Origin of the sequence: Mesorhizobium australicum (assembly GCF_900177325.1) — a bacterium.
Classification (GTDB): domain Bacteria; phylum Pseudomonadota; class Alphaproteobacteria; order Rhizobiales; family Rhizobiaceae; genus Mesorhizobium_A; species Mesorhizobium_A australicum_A.
In genome coordinates this window covers 2,554,518-2,569,756 of the sequence record NZ_FXBL01000004.1, presented here as the reverse complement: position 1 = coordinate 2,569,756, position 15,239 = coordinate 2,554,518, and the positions used below count along the sequence as shown (strand labels likewise).

At 65.0% G+C, this 15,239-nt stretch carries 12 protein-coding genes; 1 reads left to right on the top strand and 11 read right to left on the bottom strand.

Going from position 1 to position 15,239, the window contains the following annotated elements; genetic code table 11:
• Positions 1–22: 22 nt before the first annotated feature.
• From B9Z03_RS15075 to ribH, 4 genes are all read right to left on the bottom strand, one after another.
• Positions 23–2,161, bottom strand: a complete 2,139-nt coding sequence (locus B9Z03_RS15075) for a sodium-translocating pyrophosphatase (protein WP_085464957.1) — start codon at positions 2,159–2,161, stop codon at positions 23–25.
• Between the two features lie 190 nt (positions 2,162–2,351).
• Positions 2,352–3,554, bottom strand: a complete 1,203-nt coding sequence (locus tag B9Z03_RS15070; RefSeq protein WP_085464956.1) for an MFS transporter — start codon at positions 3,552–3,554, stop codon at positions 2,352–2,354.
• A gap of 1 nt (position 3,555) precedes the next feature.
• Complete coding sequence (gene nusB / locus B9Z03_RS15065) at positions 3,556–4,053, bottom strand: transcription antitermination factor NusB (RefSeq protein WP_085464955.1); 498 nt, start codon at positions 4,051–4,053, stop codon at positions 3,556–3,558.
• Between the two features lie 2 nt (positions 4,054–4,055).
• The gene (gene ribH / locus B9Z03_RS15060) at positions 4,056–4,541 is read right to left on the bottom strand and encodes a 6,7-dimethyl-8-ribityllumazine synthase (protein ID WP_085464954.1); all 486 of its coding nucleotides are present in this window, start codon (positions 4,539–4,541) and stop codon (positions 4,056–4,058) included.
• Positions 4,542–4,617: 76 nt separating this feature from the next.
• Here ribH and B9Z03_RS15055 point away from each other — a divergent pair, with 76 nt between their 5' ends.
• Positions 4,618–5,040 (top strand): hypothetical protein, encoded by a 423-nt coding sequence (locus B9Z03_RS15055; protein WP_139832283.1) that lies wholly within the window; start codon positions 4,618–4,620, stop codon positions 5,038–5,040.
• Between the two features lie 9 nt (positions 5,041–5,049).
• On the opposite strand, the gene B9Z03_RS15050 is transcribed toward B9Z03_RS15055, so the two are convergent.
• The 7 genes from B9Z03_RS15050 to B9Z03_RS15020 form a co-directional block, all read right to left on the bottom strand.
• Entirely contained in the window at positions 5,050–5,667 is a 618-nt protein-coding gene (locus B9Z03_RS15050; protein ID WP_085464952.1) for a riboflavin synthase, read from the bottom strand.
• A complete protein-coding gene (gene ribD / locus B9Z03_RS15045) occupies positions 5,667–6,980 on the bottom strand; it encodes a bifunctional diaminohydroxyphosphoribosylaminopyrimidine deaminase/5-amino-6-(5-phosphoribosylamino)uracil reductase RibD (RefSeq protein WP_280174845.1) in 1,314 nt (437 codons plus the stop codon). Before ribD ends, B9Z03_RS15050 begins: the two co-directional genes overlap by 1 nt.
• The gene (nrdR, locus tag B9Z03_RS15040) at positions 6,977–7,438 is read right to left on the bottom strand and encodes a transcriptional regulator NrdR (RefSeq protein ID WP_085464951.1); all 462 of its coding nucleotides are present in this window, start codon (positions 7,436–7,438) and stop codon (positions 6,977–6,979) included. The genes ribD and nrdR overlap by 4 nt, the downstream gene beginning before the upstream one ends.
• A gap of 53 nt (positions 7,439–7,491) precedes the next feature.
• The gene (gene glyA / locus B9Z03_RS15035) at positions 7,492–8,787 is read right to left on the bottom strand and encodes a serine hydroxymethyltransferase (protein WP_085464950.1); all 1,296 of its coding nucleotides are present in this window, start codon (positions 8,785–8,787) and stop codon (positions 7,492–7,494) included.
• A 105-nt stretch (positions 8,788–8,892) separates the two neighbouring features.
• A complete protein-coding gene (locus B9Z03_RS15030) occupies positions 8,893–11,871 on the bottom strand; it encodes a CHAT domain-containing tetratricopeptide repeat protein (RefSeq protein ID WP_085464949.1) in 2,979 nt (992 codons plus the stop codon).
• A gap of 138 nt (positions 11,872–12,009) precedes the next feature.
• Positions 12,010–13,260, bottom strand: a complete 1,251-nt coding sequence (locus B9Z03_RS15025; protein ID WP_085467676.1) for a L,D-transpeptidase family protein — start codon at positions 13,258–13,260, stop codon at positions 12,010–12,012.
• A 283-nt stretch (positions 13,261–13,543) separates the two neighbouring features.
• Positions 13,544–15,196: a flavin-containing monooxygenase gene (locus tag B9Z03_RS15020; protein ID WP_085464948.1), complete on the bottom strand. Its 1,653-nt coding sequence runs from the start codon at positions 15,194–15,196 to the stop codon at positions 13,544–13,546.
• Positions 15,197–15,239: the final 43 nt, after the last annotated feature.

The window sequence follows — 15,239 nt, the reverse complement described above, 5'->3', positions numbered from 1 at the left end:
CTTCTTGGGACTGTCTTCGCGCTCAGTGCGCGAGCACGGCGAGCAGCAGAAGCGCCACGATGTTGGTGATCTTGATCGCAGGGTTCACGGCCGGGCCGGCGGTATCCTTGTAGGGATCGCCGACCGTGTCGCCCGTGACCGAGGCCTTGTGCGCCTCGGAGCCCTTCAAATGCTTGACGCCGTCCTTGTCGACGAAACCGTCCTCGAAGGATTTCTTGGCGTTGTCCCACGCACCGCCGCCCGAGGTCATCGAGATGGCGACGAAGAGGCCGTTGACGATAACGCCGAGCAGCGAAGCCCCGAGCGCGGCGAAGGCCGAAGCCTTGGAGCCCGAGATCAGCAGCACACCGAAATAGACGACGAGCGGAGCCAGGACCGGCAGCAGCGACGGGATGATCATTTCCTTGATCGCAGCCCGGGTCAGGATGTCGACCGCGCGTGCATAGTTCGGCTTGGTCGTGCCCTGCATGATGCCCGGGTTCTCGCGGAACTGCTTGCGCACCTCCTCGACGATCGAACCCGCCGCGCGCCCGACGGCCGTCATAGCGATGCCGCCGAAGAGATAGGGGATCAGGCCGCCAAAGATCAGGCCGGCGACGACATACGGGTTCGACAGATCGAACGACACCGTTCCGATATCCGCAAAATACGGATACTGGGTCGCGTTCGCGGCGAAATACTGCAGGTCGTAGCTGTAGGCCGCGAACAGCACCAGCGCGCCGAGACCGGCAGAGCCGATCGCATAGCCCTTGGTGACCGCCTTGGTCGTGTTGCCGACCGCGTCGAGCGCGTCGGTGGAGTGGCGCACTTCCTTCGGCAGGCCCGACATCTCGGCGATACCGCCGGCATTGTCGGTGACCGGGCCAAAGGCGTCGAGCGCCACGATCATGCCGGCGAGGCCGAGCATGGTCGTCACCGCGATGCCCGTGCCGAACAGGCCGGCAAGCTGGTAGGTCGCGATGATGCCGCCAACGATGACGATCGCCGGCAGAGCCGTCGATTCGAGCGAGACGGCGAGGCCCTGGATGACGTTGGTGCCGTGACCAGTGACCGACGCCTGGGCGATCGAGTTCACCGGGCGCTTGTTGGTGCCGGTGTAGTATTCGGTGATCACGACGATCAGCCCTGTCACCAGGAGGCCGATCAGGCCGCAGATGAACAGGTTGGTGCCGGTGATCGGCATGCCGTTGGCCGTGCCCACTTCGCCCCAGCCGATGGTAAGCGAGGTCGCTGCGCCGAGGCCGACGACCGAGAGCACACCGGTGACGATGAGGCCCTTGTAGAGGGCGCCCATGATCGAACCGTTGGCACCGAGCTTGACGAAGAAGGTACCGACGATCGAGGTGAGGATGCAGGCGCCGCAGATGGCCAGCGGATAGAGCATGACGCTGGACAGCAGCGCGCTGCCGGCGAAGAAGATCGCGGCGAGGACCATGGTGGCCACGACCGTCACCGCGTAGGTCTCGAACAGGTCCGCGGCCATGCCGGCGCAGTCGCCGACATTGTCGCCTACATTGTCCGCAATGGTCGCAGGGTTGCGCGGATCATCCTCCGGAATGCCGGCCTCGACCTTGCCGACGAGATCGCCGCCGACATCCGCACCCTTGGTGAAGATGCCGCCGCCGAGACGGGCGAAGATGGAGATCAGCGAAGCGCCGAAGCCCAGCGCCACGAGAGAATCGATCACCGTGCGATCGGCGGGCGCGTAGCCCATCGGACCGATCAGGATCCAGTAGTAGACGGAGACGCCGAGCAGCGCGAGCCCGGCCACCAGCATGCCGGTGATGGCGCCCGACTTGAAGGCGATGTCGAGACCGGCGGCCAGGCTGTTCGAAGCGGCCTGCGCCGTACGCACGTTGGCGCGAACGGAAACGTGCATGCCGATGAAGCCAGCGGCACCCGACAGCACCGCGCCGATCAGGAAGCCGATCGCGGCCTGCCAGGACAGGAGCCAGAGTGCGAGGAGGAAGACGACCACGCCGACGATGGCGATGGTGGTGTACTGACGTGCGAGATAAGCCTGCGCACCCTCACGGATGGCGCCGGCGATTTCCTGCATGCGTGCATTTCCCTGGTCGGCCGCGAGGACCGACTGCGTTGCCCAGATGGCGTAGACGACGGAAAGCAGACCGCAGGCAATGACGACGTAAAGCATTGTCATGCCGATTTCCCTTGGTTTGGCCCGGCGAACCCCTCCCCGGGCCGTTTGACCAGACCGTTTCGCCGCTACACGGAAATCGGTCCTCCGCTGCGGCATATGCGGGTAGCGAAACGCTAGCGTCAAGGATTTGTTACGGTTTTGCCCGAGTTTCGCTGCAAAGCCACACGCAACGGCTGTGCAGTTTTACCTGTCACCCCGCGACGCGGGTCCTACGCAGCATCAGCATCCCTAACGCCATCAGACACAGCACCGCTACCGGGAAAATTACCCAGTTCAGCATGTCCCAGCCATAGGTGTTGTAGGTGACGCCGGACATCAGAGAGCCCACGGCAACGGACGAGAACAGCACGAAGTCGTGGAACCCTTGGGCACGCCCCTTCTCCGATGGTCGGTAGGCGTTCGTCACCATCGCGGTCGCGCCGATGAACCCGAAATTCCAGCCGAGCCCAAGCAAGATGAGCGCGGTCCAGAACTGCCAAAGCGCGATACCCGACAGCGCGACCACCCCACAGGCGATCAGCAGTACGAGACCGGTCGCAACAATCTTCTCAGCGCCGTAGCGCGTGATCAGGCGGCCGGTGAAGAAGCTTGGGGCGAACATGGCCATGACGTGCCAGGAAATGCCGAGCGTCGCCTCGTCCGGCGAAAAACCGCAGCCGACCATCGCGAGCGGAGCGCCGGTCATGACAAAGGTCATCAGCGCATAGGTCGAGACCGCGCAGAGCAACGCCACAGCGAATTGCGGTTGCCGCACGATCTCGGCCAAGGGCCTCGCCGGCTCCGCCGAGGCGCTGGCCGCGTGGCCGGAATGCGTGCCCGGCCGCAGGAAGGAAAGGATGATCGCCCCTACCGCTGCGAGCGCGATGATCGCGGCGAAGGAGCCCGCAAACATCACCGGAGCAAAGAGCTCGCGGGTGAAGATCACGATCTGCGGACCGAGGATCGCCGTTACCACGCCGCCGGCCATCACGAAGGAGATCGCACGCGCCTTGAAGGCGGCCGGCGCATTGTCGGCGGCCGCAAAACGAAGCTGCTGGACGAAAGCGCCGCCACCGCCCACCACGAGCAGGCCGAGCGCGAACAGCCAGAAATTGCCGGCGAAGATGGCGGCCGTTGCAATCGCACCGCCGAGCGCCGTGACGACGGTTCCGAACATGAAGCCGTTGCGCGTGCCAACCTTGCGCAGCACCGCTGCCGCGGGCAGTGCGCCCAGCGCCACACCGAGATTGAAACTGGTGACCGGGGCGCTGGCGAGCGACTTGTCCGCCTCGAGCAGGTAGTATCCGGTGAGCGCGCCCATGGAGATCGCGATCGGCGCGACCGATCCGACAATCGCCATCGCAGTCGCGTAGATCAGCGCAGTACGCCGGGCTTCCCCCTCGGATGCCAACATCTCAGGCGTCCTTCCCCCTGCCCTCTCCGCGCACGCGCCGTGACACGCGGTCGAGAACGGCGTTGACCAGCTTCGGTTCGTCCTCCGAATAGAACGCCTTTGCGATGTCGACATATTCGGAGACGATGACGGCCACCGGCACATCCTCGCGCTGCATCAGCTCGTACACGCCCGCGCGCAGGATCGCGCGCAGGGTCGAATCGAGACGCGACAGGGGCCAATCTTCCGTGAGCGACTGGCGGATGACCGGATCGACGACTTTCTGGTTTTCCACGACGCCGGCGAGGATCGCGCGGAACCATTGCGCGTCCGCCTCGCGGTAGACCTGGCCGTCGATCTCCTTGCCGAGGCGAAAAGCCTCGTATTCCGACGCGATCTCGAGCAGGCCGGTGCCGGCAACGTCCATCTGGTAGAGCGCCTGGACGGCGGCAAGCCGCGCCGCGCCGCGCTTGTTGGCGGCGCGCGGCGCGCTGGGCTGGGATCGGGCGTCGCTGCTCATCGTCAGGCTCCGAGCCGCTCGCGAATGGCGATCATGGTGAGTGCTGCCCGCGCCGCGAAACCGCCCTTGTCGCCCTCGCTCTTCTTCGCGCGCGTCCAGGCCTGCTCCTCGTTCTCGGTGGTGAGGATGCCATTGCCGATGGCAAGCGATTCCTCGACCGACAGGTCCATCAGCGCCCGGCTCGATTCGTTGGCGACGATGTCGAAGTGATAGGTGTCGCCACGGATGACGGTACCCAGCGCGACGAAGCCGTCATAGTCGGTTCCATCGTCGTCGGCCGCGTCCAGCGCCATGGAAATGACGGCGGGGATTTCGAGCGCGCCCGGAACAGTGATCACGTCCCAGGTGGCGCCCGCCTCTTCCAGCGCCGATGTCGCGCCGTCGAGCAGGGCGTCTGCCAAATCGTCGTGGAACCGCGCCTCGACAATGAGAACGTGAGCGCGTTCGGGTTTGGCGAACGCCTTGCCGTGCTCGGATATGCCTGCCATGTCTATCTCCGGATTGGCGGCTGACTTAGGCTGAACCGCACTCCTGGGCAAGTGAAACGTGATCGACGAGCGAAAGATGGACAGCGGCAAGCCAGGCAATCCGGGGCCGCGCAGCCTGGCACTCCGTGCCGACGCGCTCGGCATCACCGCCTACATGACAAGGCCAGCCATTGAAGAACTAATCCGGCAGCTGAGAATTATCTGTGACACCGATCCGGGCGAACTACGCGACGTGCATGTAGCAATGCATTTTTCAGGTTGGGACGAGGAGGGGAACTACGTCCCTCCCAGCTTTGGCCATCACGATGGCCTTGGCCCAATTCTTCGCAATGTACGGAACCGGACGTTCGCCGACGAGGTAACTGACCGTGAGCGAGCCCAGGGCGTGACACCGGACATGATGTACAGGGCCTTCGACATAACGATCATGCATGTGTCGGCCGATATCGTCGAGAAGGTCGTTACGGAGAACGACAAGATTGCAGGCGATCTCGGCTAGCTCAAGGGTCTAAAACCCTTCCACCGAAGCCTCCGTCAGCCGCGCCGCATATCTAGCCATCGTGTCGATCTCGAGGTTCACCCGGTCGCCAACCACCCGTTCGCCCCAGGTCGTCACCGTCAGCGAATGGTGAATCAGGAGCACGTCGAACTCGTCGCGGCTGACCTGGTTGATGGTGAGAGATGTGCCGTCGAGGCAGACCGATCCTTTCGGCGCGATGAAACGCGCCAGATGCGCCGGTGCGCGCAGGCGGAAGCGCACCGCCTCGCCCTCGTCCTCGCGCGCGATGATCTCAGCCATCCCGTCGACATGGCCCGAGACGATATGCCCGCCGAGCTCGTCGCCGATCTTCAGCGCCCGTTCGAGGTTGAGCCGCGTCCCCTCCTGCCAAGCGTCGGCCGTGGTCAGCCTCAGCGCCTCCTCCCAGGCCTCCACCTCGAACCAGCGGGCGTTCGAACCGGCGTCCGGCAGCGCGACGACCGTCAGGCAGGGGCCGGAGCAGGCGATGGAGGCGCCGATCTCGATCGAGGCCGGATCGTAGTTCGTCTCGATACGGAAGCGCTTGCCCTTCGGCAGCGGCTCGATCTTGGCCACGCGGCCGACATCCGTGACGATACCCGTGAACATCAGTCCCTCACCCATTCGGAATACTGGTCGAGGCCGTAGCGCGCCTCGCGGACGAGCCTGAAGCCGTCCGGTATCGTCTCCGGCGTCAGCGGCGAGCGGATGCCGTCCTCGCCGATCGGATTCGGACCGCGGAAGAGCGCGATGCGATCGACCATGCCGTCTTCCAGGAAGGTTCGCGCCGTCGCAGCCCCGCCTTCGACGAACACGGTGGAGAAGCCTTGTCCGGACAGGTCCTCCAGCAGCTCGGGCAGCGCGATACGGCCGTCATGCGTCTCGGTCGCGAGGAAGCGCACGCCCAACATCTCCAGCGACGAGCGCCTTACCGCACTCGCCTCTGGCCCTATCGCCAGATAGAGCGGCAACGAACGCGCCGACAAAGCAAGCTTCGACATCATCGGCAGCTTTACCTGCGGGTCGAGCACCACCCGCACCGGCGAACGCTCCTCGAGCCCCGGGAGGCGGCTGTTCAGTTCCGGATCGTCAGCCAGCACCGTGCCGATGCCGACCAGGATCACGTCCGATTCGGCGCGCATCAGGTGGACCTGCGCACGCGAAATGCCGCCGGTGATCTGCACTTGGCCGGCATCGCGCCTGCCGATCATGCCGTCCGATGAAATGGCAAGTTTGAGAGTCACTTCAGGGCGTTTTTTCGAGGATCGCGTGAGGTAGCCGGCGAGTTCGTCGCCAGCCTCGTCCGCCAGCACGCCTTCGACCACCTCAATGCCGGCCGCCCGCAGGATGGCATAGCCACGGCCGGACACGCGGTCATCCGGATCGGCGGCAGCGCCGACGACGCGCGCCACGCCAGCCGTGACCAGCGCCTCCGCGCAGGGCGGTGTGCGGCCGTGATGTGCGCATGGCTCCAGCGTTACATAGGCGGTCGCGCCACGCGCGGCCTCGCCAGCCTCTGCGAGCGCCTGCGGCTCCGCATGAGGGCGGCCGCCAAGTGCCGTGACGCCGCGGCCAACGATCATGCCGTCCTTGACGATCAGGGTTCCGACCGATGGATTTGTCGAGGTAAGGCCCAGATGCCGGCGCGACATCCGGATCGCAGCGGCCATGAAACGGCGGTCGATTTCGGAAACCCCAGAACCGTCGCCTTCCCCGGAATCGACGGTGCCCTCCGCCTCTTCCGCCGGAAGCGGATCTTCGGATGCTCCTGGAGCCTCAACGGCGTCTTCAGCCGAGGTGCCGGAAGCCGGCTTGTCCATCTCAACGTCAGCTTCGTCGGCGACCGCCGATACCTGGTCGCTCTGCGCCTCGGCCAGCTCTTCTGGCTTCGGCGTCTCATCGGGATCGGGCCGCTGCGTCATCCGTTCTCGTCGCCCTTCAGTTCGCCGAGAAGTTCGTGGAAGTCCTTGGCTTCGCGGAAATTGCGGTAGACCGAGGCGAAGCGGACATAGGCGACGTCGTCGAGCGACTTCAGCGCCTCCATGACCAGCCTGCCGATCTCCTCTGACGGGATCTCAGTCTCGCCGGAGCTTTCGAGCTGGCGCACGATGCCGCTCACCGCGCGGTCGATGCGGTCGGGATCGACATTGCGCTTGCGCAGCGCGATGTCGATCGACCGCTGCAGCTTGTCGCGGTCGAAGGGAACCTTGCGCCCGGTCTTCTTGACCACCACAAGGTCGCGCAACTGCACCCGCTCGAAGGTGGTGAAGCGGCCGCCGCAGTCCGGGCAGACGCGGCGGCGGCGGATGGCTGCTCCCTCCTCCGCAGGACGGGAGTCCTTCACCTGCGTGTCCATCGATTGGCAGTAAGGGCAGCGCATTCAGAACCTCGGAAAACCGGCGACTCGTGCGCGACCCTTAGCCGATTTTTGCGTCACCCCATATAGGGATACATCGGGAAGCGATCCGTGAGCGCGACGACCTTCTGTTTCACCGCTGCCTCGACCTCGGCGTTGCCCTCGTCGGAATTGGCCCTCTTCAGCCCATCGAGCACTTCCGTGATCAGTGCGCCAATCTCCCGGAATTCGGCCTCGCCGAAACCGCGCGTCGTGCCCGCCGGCGTACCGAGGCGCACGCCGGAGGTGACGAAGGGCTTTTCCGGATCGAAGGGGATGCCGTTCTTGTTGCAGGTGATGTTGGCGCGGCCGAGGGCCGCCTCCGCGCGCTTGCCGGTGGCGTTCTTCGGCCGGAGATCCACCAGCATCAGGTGGTTGTCCGTGCCACCCGAGACGATATCGAGGCCGCTCTCCTTCAGGCTCTCCGCGAGCGCCCTGGCGTTGGCCACGACGTTTGCCGCGTAGGTCTTGAACTCGGGCTGCAGCGCCTCGCCAAGCGCCACAGCCTTGGCGGCGATGACGTGCATCAACGGGCCGCCCTGCAGGCCAGGGAAGACGGCCGAGTTCATCTTCTTGGCGATGTCCTCGTCATTGGTGAGGATCATGCCGCCACGCGGGCCGCGCAGCGACTTGTGCGTGGTCGTCGTCACGACATGGGCATGCGGGATCGGCGACGGATGGACGCCGCCGGCAACGAGGCCAGCGATGTGCGCCATGTCGACCATCAGGTAGGCGCCCACCTCGTCGGCGATGTCGCGGAAGCGCTTCCAGTCCCAGATGCGCGAATAAGCCGTGCCGCCGCCGATAATCAGCTTCGGCTTCGCCTTGCGGGCGATCTCCGCCACCTCGTCGAGGTCGATCAGATGATCGTCGCGGCGCACGCCGTAGGAGACGACGTTGAACCACTTGCCCGACATATTCACCGGCGAGCCGTGCGTCAGATGGCCACCCGAATTGAGGTCGAGGCCCATGAATGTGTCGCCGGGCTGGAGCAGGCCCAGGAACACCGCCTGGTTCATCTGGCTGCCGGAATTCGGCTGGACGTTGGCGAACTTCGCACCGAACAGCTTTTTCGCGCGCTCGATGGCGAGCTCCTCGGCGACGTCGACGAACTGGCAGCCGCCGTAGTAGCGCTTGCCCGGGTAGCCTTCCGCATACTTGTTCGTCATCACCGAGCCCTGCGCCTCGAGAACGGCGCGGCTGACGATGTTTTCCGAAGCGATCAGCTCGATCTCGTGACGCTGGCGACCGAGCTCATTGCGAATCGCGCCGAAGATCTCCGGATCGCGCTCTTCCAGCGGCTCGGAAAAGAAAGCGGTCGTGACAGTCGCCATGTAGAAAATCCCCTGGTGCCTTGGTGAGACAGGCCGCGGCGTTAACACGTTTCGTGCCGCGCTGCCACCTCGCGGCGGCATACCGACGCATCGTTTGCGACATGGCTAGCGGCCGGCATCGCCGACCAGCAGGAAAGGCGCCCAATAGGCAGGATGTGCCGTCTCGGGCGAATAGGATTGGGCCAGCATTTTCCGCATCGTCAGGGTCACAGCCTCGCCCCTCGTCAGGGACGGCTGGTCCGACAGCAGGGCGAACATGGTCGTGGTGAAACGAGTCGCAGCTTGCGAATAGACCGGCCAGGACGAGACCAGCAGGCTGCGGGCGCCGGCATAGAAGAAGGAGCGCGCCAGCCCGGCCAGCGCCTCGGCGTCCGACCGGGAACCAGCCGCGGTATTGCAGGCCGACAGGATTACCCAGTCGGCACCGATGTCGAGCGCTGCGATCTCTTGCGCCGTCAGCACGCCGTCGTCGTCTTCGCTGGCGGCGGCGGGCGGGGTCAGCAGCAGGCCCGGTTCCGCCTGGCCCAATTCGCCTCCGACCAGGCCATGCGTAGCGAAATGCAGGATATCGTAGGCCTTGAGACCGCCCGTCGCGGAAATTGCCTTGATGCGGGCCTCCGTCGCCTCCCCGCCCAGCAGGAGGTCCGACAGTCCGCTGAGCGATTTCGACGTCGCCTCCACCTCGCAACGGCTATCAGCCAGCCGAGGCTGCCGACGCAGGGCGTCCACATCGGCCAGCGTCCCCGCCTCTGCGCCCGCCCGGGCTCCGACAGCGACGGGCTTTCCGCGCGTGAGGGCAACTGTCTCCGGCGAAGCGCAGTCGAGCGGCGCGGCATCGCGCTCGGCCGCGGTCGCCCCGATCACCGGATCGGCGACGCCGAGATAGCGCGGCTGTGTGCGGCCCGCCTCCTTACGGGAGCGCCGCGCGGCATCGAGCGCGGCGACGCCCGGCACGACGGTGATCGAAGGGTGCGACTGGAACAGCCAGGCAGCCTCGCGATAGGCTTCCGCCCGCTCCTTGCCGGGGGCGTCCCATCCCTCGGGTGGCGGTTGGGTGACCAGCAGGTGCCAGGGAAAGCCGAGAAGTTCAGGCGACGGGGCGATGATCAGCTTCTTACCCGCCATCATCTCCGGAAGATCACCTGGGAAGAGGAGCGAATAAGCCCTGTATGCCGCTCCGAGATCGAACTCGTCCGTATCCTGGGTTCGGCCGAACGCGACCACACCCCTCGCGGCATCGGATACCTGGCTCGACGTCGTTTCCGTCGTGCGGGCGCAGGAGGGATTGAGGCGGCGGGACGCCTGGCACAGCAGTGTCGCCGCGATGCGCGGAAGCTCCGCCGCCTCGTCCGGGTTGCGGCCCCAGGAATACACCCCGCCGTCCTTGCCATAAGCGAATGTGACGAGGCTGTTCTGCATGATCACCGGCAGAACCAGGACTTCATCGTCGGCCAGCATGCCGATGACCCGGTCGGCCGGAACGGGCGGACCGCCTGCGAGCTCTAAATATTGCGGAAAATTGGTGAGGAGCCGCGCGTCTATCGCGGAAAGGCGGGACTGTAGAGCCTCAAGCCGGGACCGCAGGTCGCCGAGCGCGACCCGGCGCGCATCAGGGTCCGACGTCGCGCCGGCGGCGCGCACGAAGGCTGCGTCAACCTCGCGAAGTCGGGCCAGCGCATGATCCTTCTCGCGCACGAGGTTCGACAGATCCGTGCCGCCGACCGCAGCGCGCGCGGCAGCAGCCACGGCCACGGCGCCGGTATCCGTAGCGGCATGCCGCTGGAGATTGAGAAAGGCGCTGCGCCGCGCTGCGACCGCATCGGCGATCAGACCCGCCGGATCTGCCGTCACCATCGCTTCCGAAGCGACGATCTCGACGATCGTGAGCACTTCCCAGTCGTTCTTGTCGCTCTTGCCGCTGTTGATGTCGGCCGAAAGGATGGCGGCCGCCTGTCGGGCAGCAGCCACGGCGTCGTTCCATTCGCCCTGCAGGAGCGTGGCTTGGGCGAGTGCCTCGTACCAGTCGGCGACCTCGAACTTCGTCGCGGGAAGCGACTGGCCGGCAATGGTGAGGGCTTCGCGCGCCAGTCTCTCCGCTTCGGCAAAGTCTCTCCGGTCGAAAGAGATCTGCGACAGGTTCTGCAGCGCATAGGCGCGCAGGGGGTGGTTGTCCGGAACGTTCTGCTGGAGCGCGTCCAGCATCCTGCCAAACGTGGCTGAGGCTGCGTCCGGGCGTCCCGTCTCATAATGGAGGCGGCCGAGATTGAGCAGCGCCGTCGCCCAGGCAATGACGACAGGTTCCGCCATCTTCTCCCACGACGCAACCGACCGCAGCAGCAGCTGCTCCGCCTCCGCGAAACGTCCTTGTCCCATCATCTGGACGGCAAGGTTGGCAGGCATCGCGGCCGCGAGGGCAGTATTGGCGACAGTCAGGCCCTCCGCCCGGCGATAGACGGCGTCGGCCTCATCGAACCGTCGCAGGGCGGTCAGAATATGACCCAGATTGTTGAGCGAGATCGCCAGCGTCGACGACTCCTCGATCCGCTCCCCGATCTCGATGGCTTCCCGTGTTGCCTTTTCGGCCTGGTCCAAGCGGCCGTCGTCGGAAAGGACGTTGGCCATTCGATTGAGGACATCGGCGAGAGTTTCGGCACCGGCATCGGGACGGCGGGCGAGGCCGAGCGCCCTGTTCAGGGTCCGCTCGGCATCCGCAAGACGTCCGGTCTGCTGGTAGATCATGGCGAGAGTGTTCAGGCCCGGAATGATGGCCGGATCGTCCGCGCCGAAGGCCGTCTCGGCCCTTGCGAGCATTTGACTTGCGCGTCGCTCGGCCACCTCGAATTCCCCCCGGTTTATCATCAGGAGGATCCGGTCGTTCGCCCGCGCGAAGGCGCTGGCGTCGCGCGACGGCTGCGACGAGGCGGTTTGACCGGCGTCCACACGCGGTGGGGGATGCGGAGGCTCCTCGCCCCCAGCCGGCCACGCCGGCAGGGGCGCGATCAGGGCGGCAGCGACGACCGCCAGACAAGGCATCAGGCGACGGGTGGCGTCGGCTGCTGCGTCATTCCTATTCCAGAACCGCATCGGCGCGCACCCGGCCCATCCCGATCACCGCCGATTGCCGTTCACAATTATGGCGCCACTAAGTCGGCATCGGCCAGAACCCCATGCAAAAAGGCGGGCCCGACGGACCCGCCCTGCCAAAAGGCACGTTCGAACGTCTCAGAGTGCGGTAGAGAGCTGCAGCTCGTCCACGCCGTCGCGCGCATAGATGTCGTCGCGGAAGTGGACGACGCCGTCGCCAGTCGACCAAGCGGTGACGTAGGTAAAGTAAACCGGCACCGGGTTGGTCAGCGCCACTGGGGTGTTCTCGCCGGAACGGATCGTCTCCTCGAAGCGCTGACGGTTCCAGCCGGGCGTGTCGCGCAGCAGCCAGGTCACGAGGTCACGCACGTTCTGGACGCGCACGCAGCCCGACGAATCAAAGCGCATCAGCTTGGAGAACAGGCTCTGCTGCGGCGTGTCGTGCATGTAGACCGCATGCGGATTCGGGAAATTGATCTTCACCGAGGCCATCGCGTTGATCTTGCCCGGATCCTGACGGAAGCGATATTTTACCGCGTCGTTGGTGTTCCAGTCGACCGAAGCCGGATCGACCTCGGTCCCGTCCGGCGCGATCAAGCGGATCGAGTTGTCGGTGAGATAGGTCGGGTTCTTCCGCATATGCGGAATGATGTCCTTGATGACGATCGATTCCGGCGCGTTCCAGTACGGATTGACGATCACCTCGTTGATCTTGGAATTGAGGATCGGCGTCTGGCGGTCGATCTTGCCGACGATGGCCGTGTGGCGCTGCACCACGCGGTTGCCTTCGACGGCCTCGATCTGCGCGGCCGGGATGTTCACCATCACATAGCGGTCGCCCAGGAAGCCCGACATGGAGCGCAGGCGCACCAGATTGGTCTCGAGCTGGCCAAGGCGCACCTGCGCGGTCACGTTCAGCGCTGCATAGGTGTATTTTCCTGTCACGCCGTCGGCCGGCAGGCCATGGCGGGCCTGGAAGCGCTTGAGCGCGGAATCGACATAGGAATCGAACGAGCGCGACATGCCAGCGGACGAAGCGAGATCGCCACTGATCATCAGCCGGCGACGCAGCACCTCGACATCCGGATCGACCACGCCGAGCTTGAGCTTCTTGGTCGCCGGCACGTCGGGCCAGCCACCCTGCGCCACGATGTTGGAATACTGGCCGATGGCCTGCTCCACATAGGCGATCGTCTCGGGGCTGAAGATCGGCAGATGCGAGGAGACCTTGGCCGCCTTGGAACTCGCGCGTGCGTCGAACTGGTCGTCCCAGGAACCGCGGCGGTTGGCGTTGAGGATGTCCTGGATCACGTCCTGCGCCTGCGCACCATAGGCGGTAGCGGCCAGTGCGCCTGCGCTCAGGAGAAACGTGCGGCGGCTCGTCTTCATCTTCATTCCAGCTATCCCGTCTGTCCGTGCGGCAATCGGCCTGAGGCTAGGTCGGCGCGGTTAACATATCGCCAACCATGACGACGACCGATCAAGCGTCTGCCCGGAGAACCTGTCACGGGCGATGCATACGGAAACCCTCTTCACCTTCTGCGATTTCACGCAAATATGGCGTTACGGTGGCCCCGCCAACTCACGATGGCGTTATTCGCCGGTGCCACCGAATGCGCGAAGGCCGGCGCGGGCGCCGGCCTAGGAAGTTCGTCTGTCGCTGATTTCGGCGTCAGGCTGCGGCCGTCACCGCCGGTCGGTCGAAGACGAAGTTCGCCTTGCGGTTCTGCGCAGCGGCTTCGCACAGCTCGCGATACTTGGCAAAACCGCCGATGAACATGGTTAGGCCTTGCGGCTTGCCCTTGACGTTGGCGCCGACCCACCAGGTGTTCGCCTTGCGAATGAGCGATTTCTCCGCCATCGTCAGCACCATCTTCATCCAGCCGTCTTCTGCCTCTGCCGTCGGCTCAACGGTCCTCACGCCGTTCGCCTCCATCCAGGAGATCATCTCGGCGATCCAGTCGACGTCGTGCTCGGCGATGGTGATCAGGTTGGCGAGCGCGGCGGGACCGTTGGGTCCGCTCGGCGCGAACATGTTCGGGAAGCCTTCCAGCATGAACCCGAGATAGGAACGCGGACCGCTCTTCCACTTGTCCTTCAGGTTGCGGCCGTCGCGGCCGACAACGTCGAAGGCAAGAAGCGCTCCGGTAAGCGCGTCATAGCCGGTGGCGAAGATCAGGATGTCGAGCTCGGTCTCGCCGCTCTCGGTGCGGATTCCCTTTTCGGTGATCTCGACGATCGGGTCTTCTTTGACGTTGACCAGATGCACGTTCGGCAGATTGTAGGTCTCGTAATAGTCGGTATCGAGGCATGGACGCCGGGCGAAGATCGGGTAGCCGCGCGGCTTCAGCGCTTCCGCCGTCTTCGGATCCTTGACGATCTGGCCGATCTTGTCGCGGACGAAGTCGGCGACCTGGCCGTTTGCCTCCTCGTTGGTCATCAGATCCGAGAACGAGCCGAGGAAGGTGTGGCCGCCGTTGATCCAGGCCTGCTCCATAACCTGCTGCCTCTGCTGCGGCGGCAGGCTGAAATAAGGCCGCGTCGTCGCCGGACGCGTGCCGCCGGTCGGATTGTTGCGCATCGCCTCGCGCATGGCGCGATAGTTACGCTTCATCTCGGCTGCATAATCCGCATCGATGACATGGTTGCGCATCGGGAGCGTAAAGCTCGGCGTGCGCTGGAAGACGAACAGTTCACCGGCCTTGCGCCCGACCTCCTGCACCACCTGGATGCCGGTCGAGCCGGTGCCGATCAACCCGACGCGTTTGCCTTCGAAGCTGACCGGCTCGTGCGGCCACTTTTGCGCACGCAGGAGCAGGCCCTTGAACTTGTCGATGCCCGGGATATCGGGATCCTTCGGGATCGACAGCGGCCCTGTCGTCATGATGCAATACGGCGCTTCCAGAACTTCGCCCTTGTCGGTGGTGGCCCGCCAGACCTTCGCCGCTTCGTTCCAGACCGCGCTCACGACGCGGGTGTTGAACAGGTAGTGCTTGCGCAGGTCGAGCTTGTCGGCGACGAAGTTGGCATAGGCGAGGATCTCGGGTTGACCGGCGAATTGCTCGCTCCAGGTCCACTCCTGCTCGACCTCGGGAGAGAAACCGTAGCTGTAGTCGACACTCATCAGATCGCAGCGCGCGCCCGGATAGCGGTTCCAGTACCAAACGCCGCCCACGTCGCCGCCGGCCTCGATCGAGACGACATTCTTGCCCATCTCGCGGAACTTGTAGGTGGCGTACATGCCGCCAAAGCCTGCCCCCACGACGATGACGTCGACGCGCTTCGCGGGCGAAACGCCGTTCCCACTCCGGTTCCGGTCAGTCATGTCATTACCTTCCCTAAACGAACAGCCGGTCGTCGGGAGAGAT

Bases quoted from the DNA above. Each gene is read 5' to 3' on its own strand.
- B9Z03_RS15050 (WP_085464952.1), bottom strand. From the start codon at position 5,667: ATGTTCACGGGTATCGTCACGGATGTCGGCCGCGTGGCCAAGATCGAG.
- B9Z03_RS15070 (WP_085464956.1), bottom strand. From the start codon at position 3,554: ATGTTGGCATCCGAGGGGGAAGCCCGGCGTACTGCGCTGATCTACGCG.
- ribH (WP_085464954.1), bottom strand. From the start codon at position 4,541: ATGGCAGGCATATCCGAGCACGGCAAGGCGTTCGCCAAACCCGAACGC.
- nusB (WP_085464955.1), bottom strand. From the start codon at position 4,053: ATGAGCAGCGACGCCCGATCCCAGCCCAGCGCGCCGCGCGCCGCCAAC.
- B9Z03_RS15075 (WP_085464957.1), bottom strand. From the start codon at position 2,161: ATGACAATGCTTTACGTCGTCATTGCCTGCGGTCTGCTTTCCGTCGTC.
- B9Z03_RS15020 (WP_085464948.1), bottom strand. From the start codon at position 15,196: ATGACTGACCGGAACCGGAGTGGGAACGGCGTTTCGCCCGCGAAGCGC.
- nrdR (WP_085464951.1), bottom strand. From the start codon at position 7,438: ATGCGCTGCCCTTACTGCCAATCGATGGACACGCAGGTGAAGGACTCC.
- glyA (WP_085464950.1), bottom strand. From the start codon at position 8,787: ATGGCGACTGTCACGACCGCTTTCTTTTCCGAGCCGCTGGAAGAGCGC.
- B9Z03_RS15055 (WP_139832283.1), top strand. From the start codon at position 4,618: ATGGACAGCGGCAAGCCAGGCAATCCGGGGCCGCGCAGCCTGGCACTC.
- B9Z03_RS15025 (WP_085467676.1), bottom strand. From the start codon at position 13,260: ATGAAGACGAGCCGCCGCACGTTTCTCCTGAGCGCAGGCGCACTGGCC.
- ribD (WP_280174845.1), bottom strand. From the start codon at position 6,980: ATGACGCAGCGGCCCGATCCCGATGAGACGCCGAAGCCAGAAGAGCTG.
- B9Z03_RS15030 (WP_085464949.1), bottom strand. From the start codon at position 11,871: ATGCGGTTCTGGAATAGGAATGACGCAGCAGCCGACGCCACCCGTCGC.